Source organism: Sphingomonas aliaeris (assembly GCF_016743815.1).
Classification (GTDB): Bacteria; Pseudomonadota; Alphaproteobacteria; order Sphingomonadales; family Sphingomonadaceae; genus Sphingomonas; species Sphingomonas aliaeris.
In genome coordinates this window covers 3,305,989-3,332,936 of record NZ_CP061035.1, presented here as the reverse complement: position 1 = coordinate 3,332,936, position 26,948 = coordinate 3,305,989, and the positions used below count along the sequence as shown (strand labels likewise).

Here is a 26,948-nt window from a genome sequence, read left to right as displayed (position 1 = left end):
GCCGCCGCGCCCGCCCCCTTTTAGAATTTGGCGTCGAGCGAGACGCCGATCGTGCGACGCGATTCCGGGCCCGAAATCTGCGCGAAGGACTGCGGATCGAGCTGCTGTTGCGCGGTCGGCGTGGCGAAGCGAACCACTGGACGATACGTGTCGAACAGGTTCCGCCCGAACACCGCGATACCGTAGCGATTGTCGTCGGTACGCAGGCCGATACGCGCCCCGAATATCGCCGCCGCGCGATTGGTCGCCAGCGGGCTGTATGCGGCCTCGAAGTTGATCCGGGACGTATAGGCCATGTCGGCCTGGACGAAGCCCTGCACTGCGCCCGACAGCGTCGTCGCATATTCGCCGAAGCCGGTAACTTTCCACTTGGGTGCACCAATTAAACGGTTGCCGCCTGCATCGTCGACACGCCCGGTGCCGACCGTGGTGCAGCCCTGCGCGGCCGTCTGCCCCTGCGAACAGGCGACGAGATACCCGTTGCCATATTTCGCATCGTTGTACAGCACGCCCGCATTCAGCGTCAGTCCGCGCATCGGACGTCCGAGCAGGCTGACCGACACGCCCTTGGTGACCAGTTTCGGCGCATTGCCGAAGATGAAGGCGCTGACGCTGGGATTGAAGAACTGGGCCTGGAAATTATCGACGCGGTTGTAATAGCCCGCAATGCTTGCCGTCAGCCGGCGATCGAACAAGTCGGCCTTCACCCCAATCTCGCTCGCGTGTGGGATTTCCGGCTGGACGAGCAGCGGGATCGCACCGCCGCCGGTCTGATCGTTGACCGACGGGCCTTTATAGCCCTTCGTATAGGTACCGTAGAGCATCACGTCGCGCGTCATGTCGAATTGCGCACCGACACGGTATGAAAAGTAGGTGTCCTCGATCGTGCCGTTGATCGGTGCGATGCCGAGGATGCCGGTCAGCGCGCCGGGGACCAGCACCGCCGTCGTGCGGGCGGCGACATCCTCATGTCCGTACCGTGCGCCCAGCAGGACGCGCAGCGCTGGCGACAGATTGATCGTTGCATTGGCGAACGCGGCATAGCTGGTGGTGATCGAACTCGTCGTCTGAATCTGTCCGGCCGGACGCGCGCATAGCGAGGCAAGGAACGCCGACGCACCGAACGGGCATGCGCCGATCAGCGGCAAATCGGCGAGGATGTTGCCGTTCTGCGTATTCACCCCATCCAGCTTGCTGTCGAAATAATAAAGCCCGCCAACATAGTCGATCAGACCGCCCTTGGGAGAGGTCAGCCGGAACTCCTGGCTGAAATTGCGGACGTTGGTGGGTGACGAATTGGTGTTGAGCCGGTTGACCGGCACGCTGTCGACATCGGTGCGATAGGCAAAGGACTGGTATGACCGGTATGCGCTGATCGAGGTGAGCGTCAGCCCGCCGATCGTCGCATCCACCTGCCCGGAAAATCCATAGACTTCGGTCGCGGTATCGTTGCCGCCGTCCGTACACCCCTGCTGGTTTTCCAGTCCGACGGTGACGCCGCATGATGCGAGCCGCCTGGACAACAGGCTGCCGGGCGTAGACGTGTACACCGTCCACGGTACTCCGCCCTTGACCGTAAACTTGCTGTAATCCCCGATCAGGTTGATCGCGATGTCCGGCGTAGGTTCCCACAGGAACCGTGCGCGTCCGCTTCTGCCGCGAGTGCGGAGATAGCTGTCGTCGAACCGATTATATTGGTTCTGCGGCGACTGGCTGTACGCGCCGGATACGCGCAATCCCGCATTGGCGGCGATCGGCACGTTGACCACCGCCTGTGCGATATACTGGTTGCGGGTCGCGATATCGGCATGCGCCGAGAGCGAAAGGGTCGTGAAGTTCGGCGCGTTGGTGACGATGTTGACGACGCCAGCGGACGAATTGCGTCCGAACAAGGTGCCTTGCGGCCCTTCCAGCACTTCGACGCGCGCAACGTCGAACAATTGCGGTGGATTCGACGAAGTGTTGGCGAGCGCGACGCCGTCGACGACGATTCCCACCGACCCTTCCGCGGATCGCGCGAATGACAGCGAACCGACGCCGCGGATCGACAGCGCGCCGAACGGGCCTGCGGTATTCAGCGCGGGCGTGCTGCGCGTCAGGTCGGTCACCTGGGTGATGTTCTGCTTCACCAGCTGGTCGCCGCTCAGCACGGTGACGGAGATCGGCACGTCTTGCAGCCGCTCCTCGCGCTTGTTGGCCGTGACGATGATGTCGCTGGTCTCGTCTGGCTCGCCGGCGACGCTACTCGTGACCTGCGCGGTCTGGCCAATCGCTGGCGCCGCAATGGCAGTCAGGGCGGTAGACGCGGCCAACGTCGTAAGCGTCTGAAAAACCTTCATCATCCATCCTTCCCATCGACGATCATTTGCCGTCTGACGCACCTCCTCTAGCATCACACTTGCAGAACGTACATCCTTTTTGTTGTAGTTCGGGTTACGCGTGCTACGATGCATCAACAAGAACGATAATCCGGGAGAGCGATATGCACGACGGTGCCGAAACGCCCATACCAGCAGTCTCGAGCGGCACGGGGCGGAGCCTGCCACCGCTCCCGTTCGGCACGAAGATCGGGTATGCGAGCGGCGCGTTACTAGATGGAATCGCCAATCAGGCGGTCAACATCTTCATCTTCTTTTACGTTACCGCCGTCTGCGGCTTACCCGCCGCCCTAGCAGGCGTGGCGCTCGCGATCGGCCTCGTCGTGGATGCCGTCGTCGATCCGCTCATCGGCAGCATGTCCGATGGATGGACGTCGCGATTGGGTCGGCGGCTGCCTTTCATCCTGATCGGCGTGCCCTGCACCGGGCTGTTCATGGTGCTGATCTTTTCCCTGCCATCCGCGCTGACGGGCATGGCCTTGTTCGCGTGGCTGACCTTCCTGTCGATCGGACTGCGGGTGTCGATCTCCTTGTTCCTCTTGCCGTACAATGCGGTCGGCGCGGAACTCAGCGACAGCTACGCTGAGCGATCCTCGATCGCCGCGTGGCGCTGGGGCTTTGCGATGCTCGGCGCGCTGATCGCCATCGTCCTGGGGTTCGGAGTATTTTTGGGCGGGGAGGGTGGATTGTCGCGGCGCGCGGCTTACGCCCCCTTCGCGCTCAGCGCCGCCTTGGTCGGCGCGGTTGGCGGGATTATCGCGGTCCGTGCCTTGCTCGCGACGCGCGACCGACAGCATGCGGCCGCCAGCGGCGACGGTGCGATCCACACCCGGCTCTGGCGTGAGCTCAGCGAAGTGTTCCGCAACCAAAGTTTCCGCACCCTTTTCGTAGGTGCGTTGCTGCTGTTCACCTCGCTCAGCATCCACTCCACGCTCGGGCTGCACGCAAACACGTATTTCTGGCGGATGACGCCAGGCCAGATGCAGATCGTCACCTTGTCGCTGTTCGCCGGACTGTTGCTCGGCGCGCCGCTGGCGGGGCCGTTCCTGAAGGTGATGGAAAAACGCACCGTGTTGTTAATCGGGATGGTCGGGCTCGCGCTCGCTTTTTCGATCCCCGCGACGCTCCGGTTGATCGGGATATTCCCGTTCACCGGCATCACGTTGGTCACGATCCTTTCCGCGACGGTGATAGTCGGCGGAGCGTTGATGGCCGCGGCGGCGATATCCTTCGCATCGATGATGGCGGATGCGGCGGACGAACACGAACACCTGTTCGGCGCGCGGCGTGAAGGTCTGTATTATGCCGGCTGGGCCTTTGCCAGCAAGGCGGCGGCCGGCTTCGGGTCGCTCGTTGCGGGCGTCGCGCTGCAGGCGATCGGGTTCGAGAGCGGCGGCGATGCAGCCGCTGCAGCAGCGAAGCTGTCGCCGGCGACGATCGACTGGATCGGCGCGATCTATGGGCCCGGGGCCAGCCTGCTTGCCCTGCTCGCTGCAACGACCTGCCTGTTCTACCGCCTCGACGCCAGGAAGCATGCCCAAATCATCGGCGATCTGGACGCACGCCGAGCGATCGCGGTGGGCGCAGCCGCCCCGCTCGCCGCATGAGCCTCAACGTCGGCGTCATCGGCTGCGGCATGGTTAGCCACGCCTATCTCGGCAGCATCATTCGCGCACCGGGTCTTACGCTTGCCGCGCTTGGGAGCCGCACGATGCATTCCGCCTGGACGCAGGCGGCACGATATGGTGGGCACGCCGTCACCGTCGATGCGTTGCTCGCCGATCCGGCAATCGATCTCGTAGTCAATCTGGCCCCGCCGGGCGTGCATCACAGTATCGGCCGACGTGCGCTGGAGCCATATTCATGACATCATCCGACTGGGCACTCGGCCCCTTCACGTCGCCCGTCCGGGTGCTCGAAGATCGCGCCGATGTCAGCTTCGCCTGCCCGTTATCCACTGGTCCCGTATCCTGGGCAGCGAAGGACGCCTTCAATCCGGGTGCGGTCGTCCATGACGGCAAGATCTGCCTGCTGGTCCGCGGGGAGGATGCGATCGGGCGCTATGCAGGTACGTCGCGCATCGGTCTCGCAACAAGCAGCGACGGCCTGCTGTTCGAACTGGATCCCGAACCCGTCCTGGCCCCGGGGGACGACCGCTGGCAGGCTTGGGAATGGCCGGGCGGGCTGGAGGATCCGCGCGTTATTACGGCACCCGACGGGACGTTCGTCTGCACCTACACGGCATTCGACGGAAAGGTCGGATGCCTGTTCGTCGCGACGTCGCGCGACCTGCGCGTCTGGACCAAGCACGGTCCCGCCTTTGCTGGCAGTCCCTACGTCCGCCGTCCGACCAAGGCCGGGGCGATCTTGACCGAGCTGCGCGACGGCCGGCTGGTTGCCGCGCAGGTCGACGGTAAATTCTGGATGTATTGGGGCGAGGGAACGATCTTCGCTGCGACGTCCGCCGATCTGATCCGCTGGACGCCGCTGGAGGCCGACTCATCTCCCGACAAGTATCTCACCTGGGATCCCGAAGTGTCCGGGCCGATGGGTCACTGGCAGCTGGAACGCGTCGCCGGCCCACAAGGCCTGCGCTCACTCGCCGGCCCGCGCCGTACACGTTTCGATTCGCTGCTCACCGAACCGGGCCCGCCGCCGGTGCTTACCCCAAACGGGATCGTCCTGATCTATAACGGCGCCAACCATTATAAGGGCGGCGCCCCGGACACCCCGCCCTTCGCTTATCAGCCCGGCCAGTTGCTCTTCGATCCCGCTGACCCGACCGCGGTGATCGGTCGTCTCGAACGGCCGTTTCTGACGATCGACAGTTCAGAGGCCCAGGGTCAGATCGGCAACGTCTGCTTCGCTGAAGGGCTCGTCGCCTTCGACGGCCAATGGCTGCTATACTCGGGTCTTGCTGATTCCCGGATCGGCGTTTCCGTCGCCCCGATCGGTTTCCACGTCTGACAGTTGTCGGACCTCCATCAACGGATCGTCATCACCTTTCGTACAGCCACCGCAGTTCAGCCAACCAACGATCTAACGGTATAACGATATAAGGATGTCTTTATATCATGGTTGACACTCGCTCTCCGATGGTGTTGAACAGCGACGTCGAGGTTCCTCATTCCAGGCATGGCGATAAGGCTAAGACGGGAAGCCGGTGATCCTCTTCGGGGGAAAATCCGGCGCTGCCCCCGCAACTGTAAGCGGCGAGCGGCGGTTCCATTTCGTGTCACTGGGCTTTTTGCAAAAGAGCTTGGGAAGGCCGGAACCACCGCGTTGACCCGTGAGCCAGGAGACCTGCCTCCGACGCGATAACGTTCTTCGGACGGGGGTTCCTCCGGTGGATCGCGCTTGACGCAAATCCAGTGGCTCACGCCATCCGGTCCTGTCGACGTTCCGCGCGCTCTTGTCTCCCCCGCCCGGCAAAAGCAGGTGAGACATGACCAATAGCGGCTTTACCTTCACGATCAGCAGCATTCCGTTCGACGAGGACTATCGCCCCGCCGACAGCACGCGGATCACGACCAACTTCGCCAATCTTGCGCGCGGGGAAAGCCGACGGGAGAATTTGCGCAACACGCTGAAGATGATCGATAATCGCTTCAATTCGCTGATGCATTGGGACAATCCGGCAGGTGACCGCTATTCCGTCGAACTCACGATCATTTCCGCCGCCTTGCAGATCGATGCACGGTTCGGCGAGCAGCCGTTCCCGCTGATCGAGATACTGCAGACGACCGTTATCGACAGACGGACCGACACGCGCATCCCCGGAATGGTCGGAAACAATTTCTCGTCCTACGTCCGGGATTACGATTTCAGTATCTGCCTGCCCGACCATCTCAGCCACGCCCCGAATGGCGGCCCGCCGGAGGAGTTCGGCGATCTGCATGGCAAGCTCTTCAAGCAGTTCCTGAAGTCCGATGCCTATCGCGACATCGCGGCCAAACCCCCGGTCATCTGCCTGAGCGTTTCGAGCAAGGAGATCTATCACCGCACGACGAACGAACATCCCGTGCTTGGGATGGAATATCGCAACGACCGCTTCTCGGGCACCGATAGGTATTTCGCGAAGATGGGCATGGCAGTGCGCTATTTCATGCCGCGCCACGGCGTTGCCCCGCTGGCCTTCTATCATTCGGGCGATCTGGTCGGCGGTTATAGCGATATCGAGCTGGCCAGCACGATCAGCACGATGGAGACGTTTCAGAAAATATACCGCCCCGAAATCTACAACGCCAATTCGGTGGCGGCGGAACACTATCAGCCCAGCCTGCACTATCAGGACTATTCGCTGACCCGCATCGTCTACGATCGCGACGAGCGAAGTAGCCTGGCGATCGAACAGGGCAGGTTCGCCGAACGGCATTTCATCAAACCGCACGCCGCGATGTTGGCGCAATGGTCCGCGACCTGCGGCCTGTGAACGATCAAAAAAGCCGGGATATTCTATCATGACGATTATGTTGCCGACCACCACTGCGGGCAGCCTGCCCAAGCCTTCCTGGCTGGCCCAGCCGGAAACGCTCTGGTCGCCGTGGAAGCTGGAGGGGGCCGAACTGGCGGCCGGAAAGCGGGATGCGCTTCGCCTGGCGCTGGACGATCAACGGCAAGCCGGCATCGATATCGTCGGCGATGGCGAACAGACGCGCCAGCATTTCGTGACGACGTTCGTCGAACATCTCAGCGGCGTGGATTTTGAAAAGCGGGAGGTCGTCAGGATCCGCAATCGTTACGATGCGAGCGTACCGACGGTGGTCGGTGCCGTCTCGCGCCCCAAACCGGTCTTCGTCGACGATGCCAAATACCTGCGGTCGCTGACGGATCGGCCGATCAAATGGACCCTGCCGGGGCCAATGACGATGATCGATACCCTCTACGACGATCATTACCGCAGCCGCGAGAAGCTGGCCTGGGAGTTTGCCAGGATCCTGAACGAGGAAGCGAAAGAACTGGAAGCCGCGGGCGTCGACATCATCCAATTCGACGAACCGGCGTTCAACGTCTTTTTCGACGAAGCGAACGACTGGGGGATTGCCACGCTGGAACGGGCTGCCGAAGGTCTGAAGGCCGAGACTGCCGTGCACATCTGCTACGGTTACGGGATCAAGGCCAATACCGAGTGGAAGAAGACGCTCGGATCGGAGTGGCGGCAATACGAGCGAACCTTCCCCAATCTGCAAAAGTCGCGGATCGATATCATATCGCTGGAATGTCAGAATTCACGTGTGCCGATGGATCTGATCGAGCTCGTCCGGGGCAAGAAGGTGATGGTCGGCGCGATCGACGTGGCGACCACTGATATCGAGACACCGGAGGAGGTGGCCGATACCCTGCGCAAGGCGCTCAAGTTCGTGGATGCGGACAAGCTCTATCCCGCCACGAACTGCGGCATGGCGCCGCTGTCCCGCGATATCGCCAAGGGTAAGCTGAGGGCGTTGGGCGCGGGTACGGAGATCGTCCGACGAGAACTTTCGACCGGACCGGGATGATCGTCAGATCGGTTCTTCAACGTTCAGTTAAGATCATCACGACATTCCAGGAGAACGTAGAACGACTTCGAAAGCCGGAATGATGCGTTACCTATGCCTTTTGGCGATCGCGCCCTTTATGCAGATGCAGGGCATGACCCGATCGGCGGTCATCGATGATGCGTCGGTGGCGGATACGGCCTGCCGCGACGGTGCGGCTGCGACGGTTGTATCATGGCAGGAGATCGGACGAAGCAAGGGGCCGAGCGAAAGGCGCCGCGTCGTCTGCATGTCGCGGGTCGTCGCCCAACCCGCCGAGCGTGACGACACGGAGGCAGGTCAGTGAGCGCGGCGACAGCACCGTGGCGTCGTGTCCTCGCCCCCGGGTCCTCGCCCCGGTCGTCGCGTTCGTTGCCGCATGCGCGCCATTGCCGGCCGTCGCCTGCATCCTGACGACATCGGTCAAGACCGATCTCGGGACCTATTCGCCCAATGCGGTGAAAGCGAAGGTGGTGCCATCGCTTCGAAGCATCGCCGGGCTCCAATGCGATTCGGCCTTGCTGGTCCTGTTGGGCGGCAACTTCATACGCGCGAAGTTCACCAGTGCGAACGCGTTCAAGCTCATCCGGGATGGGGGCGGGAGCATGGTATACAAAGCTTCGGCGGATCCAGATGGCACATACCCCTTCGCCCAGGGCACGACGATCGATTATATGCAGAACAATCTGCTCAATCTTCTCGGGCTGTTGGGGAACAGTTCGGCGGACCTGCCGATCTTCGTCAAACCGGACGACGGCAACCTTCCGCCGGTCGGGGTCTATCGCGACCGCATAACCATCAACTGGAACTGGGATCTCTGTCCAGGCGGCATCAAGGTGCTCGGGATCTGCGTAGGGGTTCCGGATACCGGAACCGGCGTCTCCGTGATCGACATCACGCTGACCGTCACGCCGCAAAACGCCACCATTGCGATGACGTCGGTCGTGACATGGGATCCCGTAAATACGACGAACAGCCCGAAAGCCATTCCCGGTAGTCGGTTTGCGGTGTCCGCGACATTTTCGAACCCCGATATCGTTCCTTTGGAGCCGGGTGCCATCGATGTCGTCATTCCGACGCCGCCCGGCGCGAAGATCGCGCTCGACGGCGATATGGCCACATCGGGCACGGTTATAAGGATGGTGGAAGGGCCGACACCCTCGTCGCTTCTGGCGCGGTATGGCGGACCCGGCGATGCGACCGACGACGTTTCCTTTTCCAACGACAAGGGCGTCACCTGGTCCTACACCCCGACGAGCGGCAACCCCAACTCGCAGTCAGCAGTGACCCATGTCAGGATGCGTGCGCGCGGTACGATGGCGAAATCATCGAGCTTCGCCGTGCGCGTGCCCTTCATCATCAACTAGCGAAACGAGCGGCCGCGAACGAGCGGGTACGGTTACCCTCGGGGGCTCTGGTCGGGGCAGTACGTCATGCCCGTTCGTGAACGTTGCGACTGTCGGAACGAAGGCTGGAGATGAATTGCTCCGTCGATTGGCGGAGGCTGTGTACGCCGCCTGAAAGCGAGGTCGCGCTCTGCCGGACCTGCGCGGAAAGCGAGGCGGCGGCGAGGACGGAGGCTGCCACCCGCTCCATCTTCTGCTCGATCCGGTCGGCACTCTGAAGCGCACGCGCCGCGCTTTTCTCGACCGTTTCGGAGGCGCTGCGCTGATCGTCCACCGCGTCGGCGATACCATTTGCAGTCTTCGAAATGTGTCGGATGGCCTGGCCGGCTTCGGACATATGCGTCGACGCGCGCTCGACGCTTCCGAGGATGCCTGCCAGCAGCCCGGAAATCCTGTGACTCGCTCGTGACGCGTCCGAGGCGAGCGACTTGACCTCGCCCGCCACGACGGCGAACCCACGTCCGGCATCGCCGGCACGCGCCGCCTCGATCGTCGCGTTGAGCGCCAGAAGGTTGGTCTTGGCGGCGATTGCCTGGATCTCGTCGACGAACGTGGTGATCTGCAAGACGTGGCGTTCAAGTTCGACCAGCGTCGTACCGCTCTGATTTTCGTGGCCTTCCGCCGCTTGCGTCAGTTCGGTCTGCTCGGTTGCCGACCGATTGATGACGCTGATCGAACTGCTGAGGTCCCGGATCGCATCGGCGACCTGGCGGACGTCGGTCGTCGTGGCCGTCGCGCTGCACACGGCCGCCTCCACTTCGATCCCCGCGCTTCCGGCCAGCCCGTCGAGATGGACTGCCGAATCTTCGAGCTGGGCCGCCGCATCGTCGATCGCGCGGGCAACGGTTGCGACACCGGTTTCAAACGCGCTGGCGAGCGCGAATATCTCGTCGCGGCGGCGGTCGATCGTTTCGCGTTCGAACCGTTCCCGCTGGTCACGTTCCTGTGAGCGTTCGATATCCGCGAGCTGCGCAAGGGTAAGCGCTTCCTTGGTCCGCAGGCGCTCGTCATTCGCCTCCTTGAGCAGACGTCGGCTCTCGGCGACGGACGTGTCCTGCGCGTCGAGCAACCGTCGCAACGTACCGGTGACGAACGACAGGACCGCGAATTGCAGGATGACCGCCGCGGCATGGAACAGGACGCGCCCGATATTGCTTTCGCCCCGGAAGACCCAGTTCGGCGCGGAGAAATCGAAAAGCAGATGATGAAGGGCGATCAGGCCCGCCGCGACCGCGATCGCACGCCAGTCGCACAGCACCACCAGCGACGCCAAGGCGACGAAGAAGTACATGTGGGCGTCCATCTGCCAGTCATGACCCTGCAGCACATAGACGAGAAGCGCGGGCATGACCGCTGCGAGCGTCCCGACGACGATCCGCGCCTCCTGATCGCAGCGCCGCCGAAACGTCATGAAGGTCGGGCCCGCCATCGCGACAAGACCGACCGTCAGGATCGGCAGGATACTGCCTGTCCTGAGAAGGGTATCCGACACGATCAATAGCGTCAGGCTGATCCACCCCAGGACGGTCAGCAGACGCACGCCGCCCATCTGGAGCCGCTCGATAGCCGGCAAATTGTCGTCCGCCGCCATCCGCATGAAGGGCAGATCGAGACTGGCTAAGGTCACGAAGATGCCCCTTCGCTCTTTCCGCCGCGTGTGGAACACAAAGGCGATGGCGCCGCGACGAGAAGCGCTCGCGCATTCCAGAACGCCGGCGCTAGTGTTTCGCGGTCCCCGTTTACGATCAGGAGTCCGGCGACGCGCGCTTCGCCGAGCAGCGTCGCTTTGTGACCGAGCGCGAGGTTCAGCAGGCTGGCCTGCGACGCACGCGTCAACGGCACGATTATCATGGCGCCGCTTGCCGGCGGCCAGAATGTTAGAGCCGCCAGCATCGTCATAACCGCGACGATCTGAACGGCTCCGATCGAGGGAAGGCTTACGCGGAACATGCTCCGGACATGCCCGGATGTGGTTAAGATATACTCAACCCTACGAATTTATCGTCCCGTTACATGGAGTTCGGGTGGGACCCGAGGCGTCCTTCCGGGTCGTCGAGTGCGTCCATCGCCGCCACATCCTCGCGATCCAGTTCTAAACCCGTCGCGTCGAAATTGTCCTTCAGATGCGTAGCGTCGGATGCCTTTGGGATCACCGATAGTCCGTGCGCAAGGTGCCAGGCCAGGATCACCTGTGCGGCACTGCGACCATGCTTGTCTGCGATGCCGGTTATGACGGGATCCGTCAGCAGGTCCTTGCCTTGTCCGAGCGGGCTCCAGCTCTGCGTCACAATATCATGCGCCTCATGATACACCCGCTGCTCGCGCTGCTGGAACCGGGGGTGCAGTTCGATCTGGTTGACGGCGGGCGTGACCCCGGTCGCCGCCACGATGGCGTCGATATGCTCGGGCAGGAAGTTCGAAACGCCGATCGATTTCGCCTTTCCTGCATCGCGGAGCGCGATCATCCCCTTCCAGGCATCGATGAACCGGTTGTTCGCCGGTACGGGCCAGTGGATGAGATAGAGGTCGACGGACTCTACTCCTAACAAAGCGAGGCTTTCATCCATCGCCGCTGTGACGTCGTCGTGGCGATCGTTCCAGAGTTTGGTGGTCAGGAACACGTCGCCCGATTTGCAACCGTCACCGACCCCGCGCTCGTTTTGATAGATGGCTGCGGTATCGATCAATCGGTATCCGATATCCAGCCCGGACCGGACGATCGACGCGGCCTGGCTGTCGGGAACCTGCCACGTGCCCATTCCAAGCGCGGGGATCGAGCGGCCATCGTTGAGGGTGAGATCTGTCATGCCGTGTAAGCGAGCGACACGGGTTCCGGTTCCGGATGCCCGCCCGGCACGTGCACGGCCTTCTATTCGGCTTGCCCGGCCGGATGAGGGGCAGGGTGCCCGAACATCGCATAGCCTAGGCCGCAAACCATCCAGCCCATCAGCAGCGCATAGGGTCGCCAATCCGCCTCGATGCCGACGAAGATTAGCACGACCGCGCACGCTGCGCCTGCATAGCCCAGCCCGCGCATCGTCCGGGGGCCGAATTTGAACGCTGCGGCTTCGTAGATTGCCGGGTGGCGCTCCACGACGCGGGCGGCGGACAGGCAGATGCTCGCATATTTCAGCAGGTTCGGGATGTTGACGGCTAGGAACAGGAAGGTGAGTTCCATCGGCAGCAACAATCCGACGCAACCCAGCAGAAAAACTGCGATCAACGCGACATAGGGGGTCTTCCACTGTGGATGAATCTTGCCGAGCGCGCCGGGCAGCATTCCGGCCACGCCCATCGCATACAGGCTGCGGCTGAACATCGCGAACAGCGCGTTCAGCGACTTTCCGATCGACAACACCGCCGCGAGCACGATGACCGGTGTCGCGACAGGGCCCATGAACTGCTTTGCGGCGTCAAGGATCGGCGCCTCGCTGGACCCCAGCCGGTCGCCACCCAGAACACCCAGCGCGACGAAGCCGACCGCGAGATAAAGCAACGTCGCGGACCCGATCGACAGCGCGATGCCGAGCGGGATCGCACGGCGGCTGTCGGTCACCTCCGCTCCCGCCTCGGTCGCGGCCTCGATTCCGAAGAACAGCCCCATCAGCAACGGGGTCGCCGCGATCATGCCGTGAACGCCGTGCGGGAAGACCGGCTGCATTCGCGCCGTATCGACGGCCGTCGCCCCGCCCCAGACGATGAACACCGCAAACAGGATGAGCATGCCGACAAGCAGCACCTTCTGCACGCGCGTCGCGATATGCACGCCGAACAGATTGGCGATCAGCGCGAGCAGCAGCACCGCAAGCATCGTCGGCTTGGTCGGTAGCGGTACGATCATCGATACATATTTGACGAGCACCAACGCCAGCACGACGATCGCACCGACATTGGCGACGATCCGCGCCCAGCCGATATAGAATCCCCAGGCGGGGTGCAGAAAACGGGCCGGCCAGACGAAGGACGCCCCCGATTCCGGGCAGGCCGATCCGAGAAACGCATAACTGACTGCGATCAAATACATTGGCAGCGCGGCGATCAGCGCGGACAGCAACATCGCCGGCCCGGCAATACGTGCCGCTGGCGCGATCGCCGAGAAGATCGAAACGCCGACCGCGGTGCCAAGGCCGAGCGCGACCACGCCCCACAGGTCGATCCCCTTGGCGAGCTTCGCGTCCGTCAACGTTCGGACCCCGTCGTCAGGAAAGCGCGTATGTCGCGCATCAACGCGCGCCAACTGGCATCGTCCGAATAGGCGACATGTCCGGCGGGATAGTGTGCGGCGCTAATCCGGTCAGCGGCCAACGCGCTTTGCGCCACCAGATAATCCGCGGCGCCGACGGTCGTGGTCAGGTCGTACAAGCCGGTACCGACGAATAGACGCAACTCCGGTTCTGCGGCCATCGCAGCTTCGAGCCGTGCCATGAACGGCCAGTCGTTGAACGGCGAATCTCCGGATCCGTATCGCCAGTCGTCTCCACCGCGAATGATAACGCGGTACGCTTGCGGGTCGCGTACGCCGATCCGCGCCAATTGCCCGATCACCGCCTTGCCGTACAGATCAGACACGGCCGAAAACGCATCCGGGCCGACGGTATCGCCGGTACCGGCAGGGCGAGGTGCGGTGTAGCGCGCGTCATATCGCCCCAGCACCCGGTTCCGCTGGCGGAGCAGTTCGACCCGGAATCGTTCCTTCGTGATCCGAAGGTCGTGGGCGAGATAATAGGCGCTGGGTATGCCGGTCAGTTCGGCGAGTTTCGCCGCGACGGATGTGCGGCCGGTCGCGTCGAGCGCGCGCCCCCGAAACAGTGCGGTGAGATAGGTTTCGGCGTAAGCCGACGCCTCGCGTACGCTATTCTCAGGCGTACACTGCTGGGGGCGGACGTGATGGTAGCACGCGATCGCAGCCAAGATCGGCAACGCCACCGGGTAGGTGACGACATTGTCGGGGCGCTGTGACGTCTCGATCATATTGAGTGCCTGCCCGAGCAGCAGCACACCGCGCAGCTTCAGGCCGGGGTCCTGATTACGCAGCGCATCGACCATCGCGGCGGCGCGGATCGTGCCGTAACTTTCCCCAAGGATGTGGATCGGTGCGCCGGAGCGGCCGTGCGCTGCCAGCCAGGCACGGGCAAGTTGCGCGACGGCGTCGGCATCCCCCTGGACCGATCGGTAGAAGGCGGCATCTGCGTCGGCTGCGATCGTGGAGAAACCGGTGCCGGGCGGATCGATGAAGACAAGATCGGCAATGTCCAGCACCGTATCGGTATTGGCGGCAATGGGGGCGATCGCGGGCAGGGGCGCAGTCGGATCCTGCGGCACGTGCGCGCGGAACGGCCCCAGCGCGCCCATCTGGAGGAAAGCGGACGCCGCGCCTGGGCCGCCGTTGAACACGAACAGCACCGGGCGGTCGGCCCCGGCGGTCCGGCTGTACGATATGTACCCCGCGGTCGCATCCTGACGCCTAGGTTTGCTCGACACCGGAACCAATCCGGCCTCGGCGGTATAGTCCACCCCGCGCCCCCGTAGCGCGATCCTATGCGCGCTGCGGGCGAGGATCGTCGGTGTTACTGCGACAGCCGGTCGGTCCTGCGCGAAGGCGGCGGCTCCGGCGAGCAGCATTGCCAATCCCCAGACCAGCCGAACCATCATTCCGTCCTATCCCTGCCATGCTGGTCGCGATACCGGATCAGGCCATCGGTCAGCGCCTGCAAGCCGTAGTCCACATCCGCAGGCGTTCGCGCAAACCCGATCCGGATATGGCCGGGCATGCCGAAATATTCTCCGGGCGCGACGACGACGCCGCAACGATCGGCCAGCCATTCGGAGAAAGTCAGCGTGTCGTCGATCCCGATCAGTCGCGGGAAGGCGATACAGCCGAACGCCGGCAACGCGCCCGAGACCAACCCCTGTTCCAGCCAGTGCGCATGATACGATGCCATGATCGGCCGCGCGCGTTCCATCATCCCGGCACGATAGCCCTCGAAAAGATCGGGATGCTCCAGGACCAACGCGGCTACGGCGTGGGACAGGTTGGATACGCCGAAGTCGATTTCCTCGGCGAGCGCGCGGATCCGGGCGATGGGGTCTTCCACAGCGACGATCCAGCCGCACCGCAGCGTGCTGAGGCCATGCGATTTCGTCAGGCTGCTGATGCTGATAAGCGCAGGCGATACCTGCACTGCGGGCGGCGGGCGAACGCCCGGCTCGATATAGTCGCCATAGACCTCGTCGACGATCACGTGAATGCCGCGCGTCTCTGCCAGCGCGCCGATCGCCGCCAGCGTGTCGGCGGAGAGCGCCATGCCGGAGGGATTGTGGAGGTTGGACAGCACGATAAGACGTGTCGCGGGCGTGATCGCGGCGGCGACCTCGGCGGGGTCGATCGTGAAGCCGTCCCCGCGGCGCTGGAAGTAATCTACGCCATAGCCATAGGTATCGGCGATCTTATGAAACAGGTCGAAGCCCGGATTTTCCACTAGCACGCGTTCCCCCGGTGCGAGCATCGCACGGTAGATCAGCGACAGGGCACCTGTCGCCCCGGTGGTACAGACGATTCGATCCGCAGGCACGGCATAGTGGCGCGCCAACTGCGCGACGACGTATGGATTCCCGCTCGTGAACGCACTCGTATAGCGGGTGGTGATCGTCTCCCCGAAGCCCTCCACGATCATCCGGCGGAGCTGGTCGACGGGTTCGGGAACAGAACTGTCGAACAGGCTAACGAGCAGGTTCCGTTCGGAGCGGACGGCGCGGATCACCCGGCGAATCCAGTTCGAATAGGATTCGGTCATGGCCGATGCCACGGCGGGGGCATGATCGGGCACATCCGGCCGGTTCATCGTCAGGGGTCCGTATCCGCGCGTCAGGGGGCGTCGCCGGTGGTTCGCCCGGCGGTGCGGCCGGGCGATACCGTCACTTCAGCTTGATCCGGACACCGGCGTAGAAGCGCCGGCCCAGGATGTCGCCATAAGCGATCTGCGGATAGGACGGATCCTTGTCGGTCAGGTTGTCGATTCCCAGCCGTAAGGCGTAATTGCCCAGATCGACCTGTGCCGACACGTCGTGAACGATGTTGCGCGCCAGCACCGGGTTGGGCGTGGTCTCGATCGATACGTTTGCTCCGGCCGCGGTCCGGTCACGATATTGCAACTGATAGGTTAGCCGCAGCGGCCCCTTGCTGTAGGCGGCGTTGAAGCGCCCGACCCAGGTCGGCGACAGATACGTCCCGTCCGTCCGGACGAAGGTGGTGCCGGTGACCGATGTCGTCAGCACCGTGTTGTGAGTCGCCGCCGCGGTCAGCTGCAGCCGGCCGAGATCGCCCGTGCGGAACAGGCCGCCCAATGCGAACTGGTAATCGACCATGTAGTTTTCGCCGCGATACCGGAGGACGCCCGCATTGAAGGTGGTCGTGGTGCCGGTCGCGATCGTACCGCCGGGGCTTATCGCGTCCGCGGTGGCGAGGCGCGTGAAGGCGTTACATACGCCGGCCGCCGGATTGGGATCGTCATAGCAGGCCGCCGTGAAATCCTGCGTCGAGAAGGCGGACAGCCCGTCCCTCAGATCGATCTCGATCCGGTCGGCGCTGATCGTCAGGCCAGGAATTATGGCCGGCTGGAGCAGAATGCCGTAGGTCCAGGTCTTCGACACTTCGTTGCGAAGGTTGGGATTACCTCCCGTGGTCACGGTCGCGCGGGCGAAGTTTTCGGACGGATTCTGGAACCGCGCAAGACGGGCGGCCGCGCTCAGGCCGGCGCCGGTACCGTCGGGATCGACGCCATAGCCGGGATTGGCGGTGAACAGCGCAAGGCAGCTCGCGCGGCGTACGGCTGGGTTCGGCCCACCGGAGATACGGTCGGCATCGCACGGGTCGAAGCCGGTCGAGTCGAGGCCACTGGCCGAGGGGGCGATCAACTGCGTCAGCGTCGGCGCGCGGAAATTGCGGCTGCGCGATCCACGTAACGTCACGCCGCGTACGACTTCCCAGCGCAGTCCGATATCCCAGACGTTCTCCTTGCCGGCATAGCTGTTGTCGACATACCGGAACGCGCCCTTTGCTTCGAGCAGCCGGACGAACGGGAGTTGGAAGTCCTTGCCGATCAACGGCACGATCAGTTCGGCGGATACTTCGTCGGTATTGTAGCTGCCCGATTGGCCGATCTGACGGACGCCGGTGCCAAAATTGCCCAACCGGTTGGCTTCCAGCGGGTCGAAGCGCGCGCTTTCGTTGCGATGTTCGTAGGCGACGCTGAAATCGGCACTGCCGGTCGGCAGCTTGACCAGCGTGCCGCCGAGCGTCGCGAGCAGGTCGGTCTGTTCGTTGGTCCAGTCCGTGCCGGCGCGCGTGCTGACATAGTTGCGTGCGTGGGCGCTGACGTTTCCGTTGCCGAACGGATTGATCGTGGCGCAATTCGGATCGTCGTTCGTCGTAATCGCATCCGCATTGATCGCGCAGACGGTCCGCCCGCCGCTTGTCACCGCGTTGATCGCGTTCTGGAAGCGGGAATTGACCACTTGCCAGCTGCGCTGCGCGCCATCGACGCGCGCGTAACTGCCGGCGAGCGACCAGTAGAAGTTGCGCGATCCCATGTCGAAATCACCGTCCAGCGCGAGTGCTGCACGATAGGTTTCGGTGCGCGTCGTCTGGTCGTTCGCAGGCGTCAGATCGTAGAAGTATTTCGACAGGAACAGCGGCGCACCGGCGGCGAACGCCGGATTGGCGGTGCCGAGCAAGGTGCGGGCCTGCGTCGTCAGATAGGGGTTGGCGGCGGTGAAGGCGATCGGGCCGTTATACGCGCCCGCGTTCAGCGTCGTGTAGCTGTTTCCCTGCGGGATCTCCGTGCCAGTGGTGCGCGCATACAGCAACTCCGTCGAGACGGTGATGCTATCGATCAGGTCGTAGTGACCGACCAGATTGGCGGTATAGCGTTCCACCCCGGTGCGCAGCCCGGCCAGCGCCTGATATTTGAAACCGTCCCCGCCCGAGGCGAAGGGAATGCCCTGGAGAACCCCCGTATCGTACGGGATGACGCTTCCGTCGGGCGAGAATTGCAGCGCACTGCCGTTGCTGCGCGCCAGAAACGGGGCGACCGGGGCGGCGCGGGTGAAAATCACGCCGTTGCTGTTGAACGGCCAGAACGCCGCGTTGAAAATCTCCTTCACCGCCGGAATGCCGTCCGCAGGGCCCGTGTCAGCCGCATTACTGACGGTCAGCCGACCGAGGTTGGACAGCGGACGCGCGTCGAACAAAAGGGTCGGCGACTTCGAATAGCCGAGATCGACCGCGATGTTGCCGCGCCCATCCGCGAAGTTGATGCCGGCGGTACCCCGCACGCTTTGCGTGGCATAATCGCCGCGGCCGGCGATGCCGGCTTGGCCGTCGATCACGAGGCCGGAAAAGTCCTTCTTGACGATGTAGTTGACCACGCCGGCAATCGCGTCCGACCCGTACACCGCCGCGCCGCCGCCCTGATACACTTCGACCCGGTCGAGCAGGCCGAGCGGGATGATGTTTGCATCGACGAACGCATTGCCGACGCCATCCGCCGATCCGATGCCGCTGCCCGTGGTAACCATGCGGCGACCGTTGAACAAAGTGAGCGTGCGACCCACGCCGAGGTTGAACAGGTTCGGCGCCTGATAACCCGGTCCGCTCGTATTGCCGCTGCCGTCCGCCTGGTTCAGCACGGGCGCGTTGGACGGCAGGTTGTTGAGCGCTTCGGCGGCGGTGATGAAGCCGCGGTCGGTGATCGACTGCGTGGTGATCTCCGCAACGGGGGGGGCATTGTCCAGACCGGCGCGGCGGATGCGCGACCCGGTGACGACGATCGTCTCTTCGGCTGCGGGATCAGCATCGACGGTGGTCGCGATCGACTGATCGGCGGGGGTCTGCTGCGCCAGCGCCGGCGTCGCGATCAACGCGGCGAGTACCGCCGTCGATGCCATCAGGTCCCGGATCATTCCGTTATGTACGTGCTGCATGAAGCCCCCTTCGTTCGCCATGTCCCACGATCGCGCGGCTGCTGCCGTCTGCGATCGATCCCGGTCGCAAGAATAGCGCAGGGTGACGGGCAATTTTCGGCGTAGCTTGGCTTTCAACGCAGCATCTGGGTTTGAAACATCACGATCACGCCTTGATCGCGCAAAATTTATGCGCCGCTCTGCAGAAAGCGTGTGAGTTCCTTGCCGAAGCGACCCGTCTCGCGCGGGTCCTCATACATCATGTGCCCGCCCGCATAGCATCGCAGCGTGAACCGGCGGGGCAGGTCGCCGGGAAGTGCTGCGACGGTTGCTTCGTTGCCCGCGCAACTGTTGAGCGAATCGTACAGGCCGGTCGCTACCCAGATGCGCAGGCTCCGGCTCTTCCCCATCGCCCGCTGTATCCAGGGTTGCGATGCGCTCGGCGGACCTTCGCCGGCAAGCGCGCGGGCCAGCGACTCCTTCGTCACGGGGGACTGGTCGTACCGCCAGTTGCGACCGACATCCTCTGCCGGATCTTCCACACCCGCATAGCGCCCGGCGGCATATCGCAGCCGGTTACGGTAATAGGCGATCGCGATCGCGTCCTCGTCCGAATTATCCACTTTCGACGTCTGACGCATGTCGAATATCCCGAGCGTCTTGCCCTCGGCGGCAAGCAATTTCGTGCGGAAGTCGCGCGGCGATACCCACAATGTTCGTGAGTCGATCGCGGCAGGATCGAGCCCCTGATACCGCGCAAGTCCGGAGACGATCGTCACCCGCCCGGCCGCATCCAGCGCGCCGGGATCGGCCAGCGCCTGAGCATAATGCGCTCCGGCCCAACGCTCCGCTTCGGCCAGCGTCGCGGCCTGATCACGTTGCAGATCGGGTGAGAGCTTGCCGAGCGCGAACGCCGTGGCGGTGCGGTTGACGAGCGACAAGGCGCGGCGGCCTTCGCCGTTTCGCTCCTCGCCAAGCGGAATGCCACCGGAGATCAGGGCCACGCCGGCGACCGCGACGTTCCGATCGATCAGTGCCTCGGCCACGCCCGATGCGCGCCAAGTGCCGAAGCTTTCGCCGACGAGATTGAGCGGACTGGCGGTGCGTCGATAAAGCTTGCGGAAATCACTGACGAAGGCGGCAGTCGCTTCGATGTCGGCGACGGTGCCGTAGAACGCCTCGGCCTGTGCGAGGCTTGCCGCGCGGCTGAACCCGGTACCGACGGGATCGACGAAGACGAGGTCGGAAACGGCCAGCGGGCTGTCCGGATTGTCGGAAAGCGCACCGTTCCTGATAACCTGTGGGCCGATCGCGTGGAATTGCAGCGTGCGAGAATCGGCCCCCGGCCCGCCGTTCCACACGAAGCTCAGCGGACGGTTGCGGCGTCCGGGGACGACATAGGCGGTATAGACGATCCGTGCTTGTGCAGTGCCGACGCGGACCGGCAGCGCACCGACGCAGGCGACGTAATCAACCCGCTTGCCGGCGATCCGGGCACTGTGCCGCGTCTCGACGGCATCCGGCGCGCAGGTCCGCGCGGTTGCCGCAAACGGTATGCCGAGCGCGCTAAGCATCACGATAGTCAAGGCCGTCCGGCGGATCATAACCACACTCCCTCTTCGCCTTGGCGTAACGTCGAAGCCGCGGCATATTTATGCGCAGTTCGATTGCTGCGGTCGATCGGTGATCGGGTATGATCGCTCTCTCGCGCCAAAGGAGGCAAAAACTATGCGGCTGGGTTGCGTTAGGCTGTGATCGACGGGGGACGCAGGTGATCGAAGGGGTAACACGACGCACGATGCTGGTGGGGGCCGCGGCCCTGCCGCTGGCGACGCGTGCCGCCGCTGCGTCGACGGCTCTGCCCGACCGGACAAGCTTCGCGCCGATGCCTGGCACGTATCTCGATTCCGGAACGATGCATCCGGTGCCGATCGGCGCCCGCGACGCCGCACGCGCCTATCTCGAACAGCGTGCGACGATGGACGGCTATTTCCCGACCGATGCGGTCGAGAGTCGGGTCAAGGCGAACTTCGCAAAACTGATCAACGCGACGCCGGAGGAGATCGCTTTCGTCCAGAGCACCACCGCAGGCGAACAAGCGATCATCGACGCGCTCGGCTTCCCCCGTGAAAAGGGACGGATCGTCACCGATACACTGCATTTCTTTGGCTCCTTCTATCTGTACGAGGAACTGGCCAAGCAGGGTGTCGAGGTCACGTGGCTGCGTCCGCGCGACAACCGCATTGCGATCGACGATCTCGAACGCGCGATCGTCCCGGGAACGCGGCTCGTCGCGCTGTCGCTGGTCTCGACCTATAACGGGTTCGAACACGACCTGAAACGCGTGTGCGACATCGCCCATGCCAAAGGCGCATTGGTCTATGCCGATATCATTCACGCCGCCGGCACGGTCCCGATCGACGTGCGCGCCAGCAATGTCGATTTCGCCGCCTGCGCCAGCTACAAATGGCTGATGGGGGATTTCGGGCTCGGCTTCCTCTACGTCCGCGCCGACCTGCACGATCGGTTGCGGCGGACGCGCTACGGCTATTACCAGCTTTCCGGCTTCGACCCGCACGTCTATCCGTTCGATCAGCCCGCGACGAAAGTCGATTACCCGATCGCCGACGTGACGCCACGCCGCGATATGGAGGGGCTGTTCGCGGGTGGCACCCACGCACACGCCATCTCGGCGATGCTCGACTACTCGCTGGATCACATTCTGGCGGTGGGGGTGGATCGGATGACCGCGTATCGCCAGCCGATGTTGCGACGCCTGCATGCCGGGCTGGCATCGCTCGGCTATTCCATCGTCACGCCGCCGGAAAGCCGCACACCGCTCGTCACCTGCGTGCTAGAGGGCGCGCGCGAGCGGCTATCGGCGCCGCTCAAGGCGGCGAAAGTGCAGATCACCCTGTCGCGCAATCGTTTCCGCGTCAGCCCGTCCATATTCAACACGATGGACGACATCGAACGCCTGCTTGCCGCGCTACCCCGCGTTTGACCCCGAACGAAAGAAGAATGCCGATGCGCCGTCTCGCTCCCTTCGCCGCGCTGCTGCTCGCCGTCGCACCGGCGGCGCTCCACGCACAGGATGAAGGCGATGCCCCGATGTCGCCCGCTTTCCTGCGGGCGATGGAGCCGATGATCCCGCGCGACGCCGCCAGCGCGCGCGTGGTCACCACGCAGCACCGCATTACGCTCGGCGGCAAGCGTTTCGCCTATCGCGCGATCGTCAGCGAATTGCCCATGCCCGGGGCGGACGGCGCACCCGTCGCCGTCGGGGTCAGCTACGCCTATGTCGCTGAACCGGTGCAGGGCGGAGCGAAGCGCCCGGTGCTGTTCGTGTTCAACGGCGGGCCGGGCGCGTCGTCGTCGCCGCTGCACATGCAGGCGTTCGGGCCGCGGCGCATGGTCAGTTCCGGCGATGCGGCACGTCTTGAGGACAATCGCTTCACCCTGCTCGATATCGCCGATCTGGTGTTCATCGATCCGGTCGGCACCGGGGCGTCGATGCCGATCAAGGGCAAGGACGCCTCCGCTTATTTCGGCGTCGGCGGCGATGCACGCGGCGTCGCGGCGATGATCGAACACTGGCTGGCAGTGAACGGCCGCGCCGGCGCGCCGGTGCTGCTGGTCGGTGAAAGCTACGGCACGTCGCGTGCGCTGGCGATCCTGAACGAAACCATGAAGGCGAAGAAGCCGCTGCCGGACGGCGTCGTCTTGTTGTCCTTGTCGATCGGCGACAGCGACGGCCCGGTCGTATCCGACGCCGTCCTGTTCCCCACCCTTGCGGCGGTGGCCTGGTATCACGATGCGATCGACCGTGGCGGCCGGAGCGTCGCGGACTGGTATGACGCGGCGCTGCGTTTCGCGCAGACCGACTATGCCGCGGCGTTGATGCAAGGGCCGGCCCTTCCTCCCGCAGAAAAACGCCGCGTCGCGGCGCGGATGGCGCAATTCACCGGCCTTCCGACGACGATGATCGAGGCGAAGGACTTGCGGCTCGATCGGCGCGACTTCATGCTGGGTTTGCTCTCGGCAAAGGGATTGCGGACCGGCCAGCTCGACGGTCGCGCGACGCGAGCGATCGCGGACAGCAAGTTGCGCCCGCCGTTCGACGATCCGTCCATGTCGCTCGGATCCGGTACGGCAAACGGGATCGAGACATATCTTCGTCAGGAACTCGGCTATTCGGTGCCCAGCGCATATCGCAGCCTGAACCTCGGCATCAATTTCAAATGGAACTGGGACAAGGACTATGGGGGCAGCTATCGCGCCATGTCGTTCGCGCCCTATCTGAAGGCCGCAATGGACGCCGAGCCCAGCCTGAAAATGTTCGCGGCGGGCGGCTATTACGACATCACCACGCCTGTCTATGCCGGGCAATTCGCGGTCGAGCAGCACGGTGTGCCGGCCGACCGCGTGGCATTCCATCGCTACGCCGCGGGCCATTCCGCATTCGAGGACGAAGCAGCGCTGAAGGCGCTCAGCGCGGACCTTCACCGGTTCGTGGCGGACGTCGTGGCGGGGCGGTGACGGCGCCCGCCTACAGGAATTCGTCGCCCGCATCATGGGACGGAGCAGCGCCAGCCGCCGCTGGCGCGCTCTCGGGCTTGGTCATTTTTGGCGCCGCCGCGAACGGCTCGACCCCGAACGCCGGATAGATTTCCGCCGGGAAATACATCGTGCCATCCTTCACCACCATCGCGATCCGGTGCAGTTCGCGCAGGTCGCGCGTCGGATCGCCCGGCAGCAGGATGAAGTCGGCCAGTTTGCCCCGCGCGATCGATCCCAGTTGCTGGTCGCGGCCCATATATTGCTCCGGCGCCAGCGTCGCGAGACGCAGGACGTCGGGTATCGGGATGCCCGCCTCGGCATAGATCTGCAATTCGCGGTGGACCGACAGCCCCGTCTGGTCGTCGGTGCCCGGCAGCAGCCGGATCCCGCGGTGATGCAGCATCTTCAGCACCTGCTTCACTTTCGCCATCGCGCCGCCATACGCCGCAGCATCGGCCGGGCCGGTGATCGGCGCGATCGCCTGGCGGCGGCGGCGTTGCAGGCCGATCGGCAGATGGTCGATATAGTCCGCGACTGCCGGGTTGGCCTTTCCGTCGCGGCCGCCCATCAAAAGCTCCAGCGTCACCGCGGTCGGATCATGCGCGATCTTTCCCGTCACCATCAGGTCGATCGTCCGCTGCACGCGTGGGCTGGCCAGGTCGAGCGTCGCGGTCCGTCGCATTGCGGTCAGCCGAAGTGGAGTCCGCGTATCCTCCTTGGGATCGAGCACCCAGCCGAGCATCAACTGGTTGATGTGTGTGATCTCGTCATAACCGGCACCCATCATCGCATCGGCATCGGTGAAGGCGGGGATATGGCCGGTCACCGTCATCCCCAGCCGGTGTGCCTCGCGCGTGATCGCCGGGACCCAGGCGGGGTTCATGCTGTTGTAGATCTTGATCTGCCAATAACCGCGCGCCGCATACCAGCGCACCGCGTCGATCGCCTTCGCCTCGCTGTCGGCGACGACGCCCAGCCGCGCGGAATACGGGCTGCGCCCTTCCAGGAAGCCGTTCGCTACGATGCGCGGGCCGGCGACCTCGCCCGCATCGATACGGCGGATGAGATCGGGCAGGAATGCGTTGTCATTGCCCATGTCGCGTACGGAGGTGACCCCGGCGGCAAGGTACAGCAAAGCGGACTCCAGGCTGACATGCGCATGCATGTCGTGCAGTCCGGGCATCAGCGTGCCGCCAGCACCGTCGATCAGCGCCTCGCCCGGCGATGCGGGCGCGTCCAGCGGCTGGATGCCCGTGATCCGGCCCCCGGCGAAAGTCACCGATACCGGTACGCCCCGCGTGCCGGCGACAGGGTCGAACACGCGGACGTTGTGGATCCTCACCGGCGCGTCGATGCGATGCGCAAACCTCTTCTGCAGCGCTGCATACCGCTCCGCAGTCAGCCGCGTCGCCAGTTCGGCCAGCGCAGGGACGTCGCCCTCATGCCCTTCGCGCACCGTCGCGCCGCCGGTGCCGAGTACAGCGAACAACGCATCGTTCTTGTCCAGCAGGATCAGTTCGGGCGACAGGTCGATCCCGCTGATCGCAAAGGCACGGTAGCTCTCGCCGCCGATCGTCGCTGCCCCCAGTCGTTCGATCTTCAACTGTCCGCCGGGCAGAGCGGACAACGTTCCACCCGGCGCCTTCAGCAAGGCACGGGCATAGAGGCCGAGCGCCCAGGGGCTGGCGGATTGCCCGACATAGAGTGACGTGCCGCGGACTCGAGCGCGCCGCGCGCCCATTGCGTCGGTCCAGCGCGCGCCGGAACCGTCGCGCGCGAAACGTTCGTGGACGTCGCTGCCGAATGTCAATTTGCCGTCCAGCGTCCAGCGAAGCGGTAGCCCGTCCGCGCCGAGATCGATCGCCTCGTCCATCGTCGGGCCGCGACCGTTATTCTTAACGTCGTAATGGATCGCGACATGGTCCCCGGTGCGGATCGCCTCCACGCTGCCGACCTTTTCGCCATTGGCGATCACCGAAAGGCGCTCGGCGGTCTGTGCGTGAACCTGCGGCGCGAGCAGCGATGTGCCCGCAAGCGCGGCGGCGAGGATCGTCCGGAACATCAACGCCGCGAACTCCGATAGAGGTGAGCGGCGGCAGCAAGGTCTTGCACCGCATGGCCGAGCGATTTGTACAGGGTGATGTCCGCGGCGTTTGTCCGGCCTGCGACCCGGCCCAGCAATACCTCGCCGATTTCCGCCACGATATGGTCGTCGGTGACTAGCCCTGCATCGCGTGCGACGATGAATTCGGCGGCGGCGTCGCGGGCAGAGCCCGTGCTGTCGGCGATATAGCGGCTCTTGACGATCAATGCGCTGTCGACCTCGACCGGGCCGGGGCCGCTCGACCCGACGAGGTTGACGTGCGTTCCTGCCCGTACCCAATCGCCCAGGATCACCGGCTCGGCGGCCGTGGTCAGTGTACAGATCACGTCGGCGGCACGCGTAGCGCCTTCCAGATCATCCACACGTTTGCACGGCAGGTGGGGAAAGGCCGCAACCAGCGCATCGGCCCGGTCCGCCACCCGGCCCCAGATCATCACCCGGTCGAACCGGCGAACGAGCGGCAGCGCGTGAAGGTGCGTATGTGCCTGTCCGCCCGTACCCACGATCAGCAGCGTGCCCGCATCCGGGCGGGCGAGCGCGTCGGTGGCGACGGCGGTCGCGGCGGCCGTGCGAATATGCGTAATCTCCTCCGCATCGGCGATCGCGACGGGGCGGCCCTCGACCGGTTCGAACAGCACGATAAGCCCGCGGTGGCGGCGCTTTCCGGGCGATTGCGGGTCGGCGAAGACGCTGATCGTCTTGGTGCCGAACATGTCCTGTTCGCCGAGCGCCCCGGGCATCTGCGCGAAGGTCCGCCCCGGCCCCAGCGACAGCATCGTGCGCAGCAACTGGCGCGTCGTCCCGGCCGACAAAGCCTGCATCGCGTCGCGCACCACGGCGATGCACTCCGGATAGGACAGACCGGCGCGCACCGCATCGCTGTCGAATATCGCCAACTCGTCGCGCGTCATATCCGGTCCTTCGCCAGCCATTGGGTCACACGCTAGCCCCGCCGATCCGCAAAAGCTTGTCGATCGGGCGCGCGCGTGCTGGAATGGAGGCAGGTCCAAACCCCATTTTGCCG

Annotated in this window: 20 protein-coding genes and 1 riboswitch; of the genes, 9 read left to right on the top strand and 11 right to left on the bottom strand. The window is 64.2% G+C overall.

The window, feature by feature from the left end:
- Positions 1-20: 20 nt before the first annotated feature.
- Positions 21-2,342, bottom strand: coding sequence for a TonB-dependent receptor (locus tag H5J25_RS15685; RefSeq protein WP_202092669.1), 2,322 nt, complete (start codon positions 2,340-2,342; stop codon positions 21-23).
- A gap of 140 nt (positions 2,343-2,482) precedes the next feature.
- On the opposite strand from H5J25_RS15685, the gene H5J25_RS15680 reads away from it, so the two are divergent.
- The 7 genes from H5J25_RS15680 (at position 2,483) to H5J25_RS15650 (ending at position 9,261) form a co-directional block, all read left to right on the top strand.
- A complete protein-coding gene (locus H5J25_RS15680; protein ID WP_202092667.1) occupies positions 2,483-3,985 on the top strand; it encodes an MFS transporter in 1,503 nt (500 codons plus the stop codon).
- Complete coding sequence (locus H5J25_RS15675; protein WP_202092665.1) at positions 3,982-4,245, top strand: Gfo/Idh/MocA family oxidoreductase; 264 nt, start codon at positions 3,982-3,984, stop codon at positions 4,243-4,245. The genes H5J25_RS15680 and H5J25_RS15675 overlap by 4 nt, the downstream gene beginning before the upstream one ends.
- Entirely contained in the window at positions 4,242-5,345 is a 1,104-nt protein-coding gene (locus H5J25_RS15670) for a glycoside hydrolase family 130 protein (RefSeq protein ID WP_202092659.1), read from the top strand. The genes H5J25_RS15675 and H5J25_RS15670 overlap by 4 nt, the downstream gene beginning before the upstream one ends.
- A gap of 133 nt (positions 5,346-5,478) precedes the next feature.
- A riboswitch (cobalamin riboswitch) is annotated at positions 5,479-5,703 on the top strand.
- Between the two features lie 120 nt (positions 5,704-5,823).
- A complete protein-coding gene (locus H5J25_RS15665; RefSeq protein ID WP_202092657.1) occupies positions 5,824-6,810 on the top strand; it encodes a DUF1852 domain-containing protein in 987 nt (328 codons plus the stop codon).
- 28 nt (positions 6,811-6,838) lie between these two features.
- On the top strand, positions 6,839-7,876 hold the full coding sequence (locus H5J25_RS15660) for a methionine synthase (RefSeq protein WP_202092655.1): 1,038 nt from the start codon (positions 6,839-6,841) through the stop codon (positions 7,874-7,876).
- Positions 7,877-8,000: 124 nt separating this feature from the next.
- Positions 8,001-8,201 carry a hypothetical protein gene (locus H5J25_RS15655; RefSeq protein WP_202092649.1) on the top strand — a complete coding sequence of 67 codons (201 nt, stop codon included), beginning with the start codon at positions 8,001-8,003 and terminating at the stop codon, positions 8,199-8,201.
- On the top strand, positions 8,176-9,261 hold the full coding sequence (locus tag H5J25_RS15650) for a hypothetical protein (protein ID WP_225883178.1): 1,086 nt from the start codon (positions 8,176-8,178) through the stop codon (positions 9,259-9,261). Before H5J25_RS15655 ends, H5J25_RS15650 begins: the two co-directional genes overlap by 26 nt.
- Positions 9,262-9,325: 64 nt before the next feature.
- On the opposite strand, the gene H5J25_RS15645 is transcribed toward H5J25_RS15650, so the two are convergent.
- The 8 genes from H5J25_RS15645 to H5J25_RS15610 form a co-directional block, all read right to left on the bottom strand.
- A complete protein-coding gene (locus tag H5J25_RS15645) occupies positions 9,326-10,927 on the bottom strand; it encodes a methyl-accepting chemotaxis protein (RefSeq protein WP_202092645.1) in 1,602 nt (533 codons plus the stop codon).
- Positions 10,924-11,250 (bottom strand): hypothetical protein, encoded by a 327-nt coding sequence (locus H5J25_RS15640; RefSeq protein WP_202092642.1) that lies wholly within the window; start codon positions 11,248-11,250, stop codon positions 10,924-10,926. The genes H5J25_RS15645 and H5J25_RS15640 overlap by 4 nt, the downstream gene beginning before the upstream one ends.
- 59 nt (positions 11,251-11,309) lie before the next feature.
- A complete protein-coding gene (locus tag H5J25_RS15635) occupies positions 11,310-12,107 on the bottom strand; it encodes an aldo/keto reductase (RefSeq protein WP_202092640.1) in 798 nt (265 codons plus the stop codon).
- A 62-nt stretch (positions 12,108-12,169) separates the two neighbouring features.
- On the bottom strand, positions 12,170-13,483 hold the full coding sequence (locus tag H5J25_RS15630; protein ID WP_202092635.1) for an APC family permease: 1,314 nt from the start codon (positions 13,481-13,483) through the stop codon (positions 12,170-12,172).
- Positions 13,480-14,952 (bottom strand): S10 family serine carboxypeptidase-like protein, encoded by a 1,473-nt coding sequence (locus H5J25_RS15625; protein WP_202092633.1) that lies wholly within the window; start codon positions 14,950-14,952, stop codon positions 13,480-13,482. The genes H5J25_RS15630 and H5J25_RS15625 overlap by 4 nt, the downstream gene beginning before the upstream one ends.
- Positions 14,949-16,142 (bottom strand): pyridoxal phosphate-dependent aminotransferase, encoded by a 1,194-nt coding sequence (locus tag H5J25_RS15620; protein WP_225883177.1) that lies wholly within the window; start codon positions 16,140-16,142, stop codon positions 14,949-14,951. Before H5J25_RS15620 ends, H5J25_RS15625 begins: the two co-directional genes overlap by 4 nt.
- A 73-nt stretch (positions 16,143-16,215) precedes the next feature.
- Positions 16,216-19,281 carry a TonB-dependent receptor domain-containing protein gene (locus H5J25_RS15615; RefSeq protein WP_202092631.1) on the bottom strand — a complete coding sequence of 1,022 codons (3,066 nt, stop codon included), beginning with the start codon at positions 19,279-19,281 and terminating at the stop codon, positions 16,216-16,218.
- A 167-nt stretch (positions 19,282-19,448) separates the two neighbouring features.
- Positions 19,449-20,864 (bottom strand): S10 family serine carboxypeptidase-like protein, encoded by a 1,416-nt coding sequence (locus H5J25_RS15610; protein ID WP_202092629.1) that lies wholly within the window; start codon positions 20,862-20,864, stop codon positions 19,449-19,451.
- A gap of 167 nt (positions 20,865-21,031) precedes the next feature.
- On the opposite strand from H5J25_RS15610, the gene H5J25_RS15605 reads away from it, so the two are divergent.
- Together H5J25_RS15605 and H5J25_RS15600 are read left to right on the top strand one after the other, a co-directional pair.
- Complete coding sequence (locus H5J25_RS15605; RefSeq protein WP_225883176.1) at positions 21,032-22,264, top strand: aminotransferase class V-fold PLP-dependent enzyme; 1,233 nt, start codon at positions 21,032-21,034, stop codon at positions 22,262-22,264.
- Between the two features lie 23 nt (positions 22,265-22,287).
- A complete protein-coding gene (locus H5J25_RS15600) occupies positions 22,288-23,799 on the top strand; it encodes a S10 family serine carboxypeptidase-like protein (protein ID WP_225883175.1) in 1,512 nt (503 codons plus the stop codon).
- 10 nt (positions 23,800-23,809) lie between these two features.
- Here the strand turns inward: H5J25_RS15600 and H5J25_RS15595 are convergent, their stop codons facing one another.
- Both H5J25_RS15595 and H5J25_RS15590 read right to left on the bottom strand, forming a co-directional pair.
- Complete coding sequence (locus tag H5J25_RS15595) at positions 23,810-25,882, bottom strand: amidohydrolase family protein (RefSeq protein WP_202092625.1); 2,073 nt, start codon at positions 25,880-25,882, stop codon at positions 23,810-23,812.
- Positions 25,882-26,835 (bottom strand): ornithine cyclodeaminase family protein, encoded by a 954-nt coding sequence (locus H5J25_RS15590; RefSeq protein WP_202092623.1) that lies wholly within the window; start codon positions 26,833-26,835, stop codon positions 25,882-25,884. Before H5J25_RS15590 ends, H5J25_RS15595 begins: the two co-directional genes overlap by 1 nt.
- Positions 26,836-26,948: the final 113 nt, after the last annotated feature.

Excerpts from the sequence above, each read along its gene's own strand:
- H5J25_RS15685 (WP_202092669.1), bottom strand. The coding sequence starts at position 2,342 with ATGATGAAGGTTTTTCAGACGCTTACGACGTTGGCCGCGTCTACCGCC.
- H5J25_RS15680 (WP_202092667.1), top strand. The coding sequence starts at position 2,483 with ATGCACGACGGTGCCGAAACGCCCATACCAGCAGTCTCGAGCGGCACG.
- H5J25_RS15675 (WP_202092665.1), top strand. The coding sequence starts at position 3,982 with ATGAGCCTCAACGTCGGCGTCATCGGCTGCGGCATGGTTAGCCACGCC.
- H5J25_RS15670 (WP_202092659.1), top strand. The coding sequence starts at position 4,242 with ATGACATCATCCGACTGGGCACTCGGCCCCTTCACGTCGCCCGTCCGG.
- H5J25_RS15665 (WP_202092657.1), top strand. The coding sequence starts at position 5,824 with ATGACCAATAGCGGCTTTACCTTCACGATCAGCAGCATTCCGTTCGAC.
- H5J25_RS15660 (WP_202092655.1), top strand. The coding sequence starts at position 6,839 with ATGACGATTATGTTGCCGACCACCACTGCGGGCAGCCTGCCCAAGCCT.
- H5J25_RS15655 (WP_202092649.1), top strand. The coding sequence starts at position 8,001 with ATGCAGGGCATGACCCGATCGGCGGTCATCGATGATGCGTCGGTGGCG.
- H5J25_RS15640 (WP_202092642.1), bottom strand. The coding sequence starts at position 11,250 with ATGTTCCGCGTAAGCCTTCCCTCGATCGGAGCCGTTCAGATCGTCGCG.
- H5J25_RS15635 (WP_202092640.1), bottom strand. The coding sequence starts at position 12,107 with ATGACAGATCTCACCCTCAACGATGGCCGCTCGATCCCCGCGCTTGGA.
- H5J25_RS15625 (WP_202092633.1), bottom strand. The coding sequence starts at position 14,952 with ATGATGGTTCGGCTGGTCTGGGGATTGGCAATGCTGCTCGCCGGAGCC.
- H5J25_RS15620 (WP_225883177.1), bottom strand. The coding sequence starts at position 16,142 with ATGAACCGGCCGGATGTGCCCGATCATGCCCCCGCCGTGGCATCGGCC.
- H5J25_RS15615 (WP_202092631.1), bottom strand. The coding sequence starts at position 19,281 with ATGCAGCACGTACATAACGGAATGATCCGGGACCTGATGGCATCGACG.
- H5J25_RS15610 (WP_202092629.1), bottom strand. The coding sequence starts at position 20,864 with ATGATCCGCCGGACGGCCTTGACTATCGTGATGCTTAGCGCGCTCGGC.
- H5J25_RS15600 (WP_225883175.1), top strand. The coding sequence starts at position 22,288 with ATGCGCCGTCTCGCTCCCTTCGCCGCGCTGCTGCTCGCCGTCGCACCG.
- H5J25_RS15595 (WP_202092625.1), bottom strand. The coding sequence starts at position 25,882 with ATGTTCCGGACGATCCTCGCCGCCGCGCTTGCGGGCACATCGCTGCTC.
- H5J25_RS15590 (WP_202092623.1), bottom strand. The coding sequence starts at position 26,835 with ATGACGCGCGACGAGTTGGCGATATTCGACAGCGATGCGGTGCGCGCC.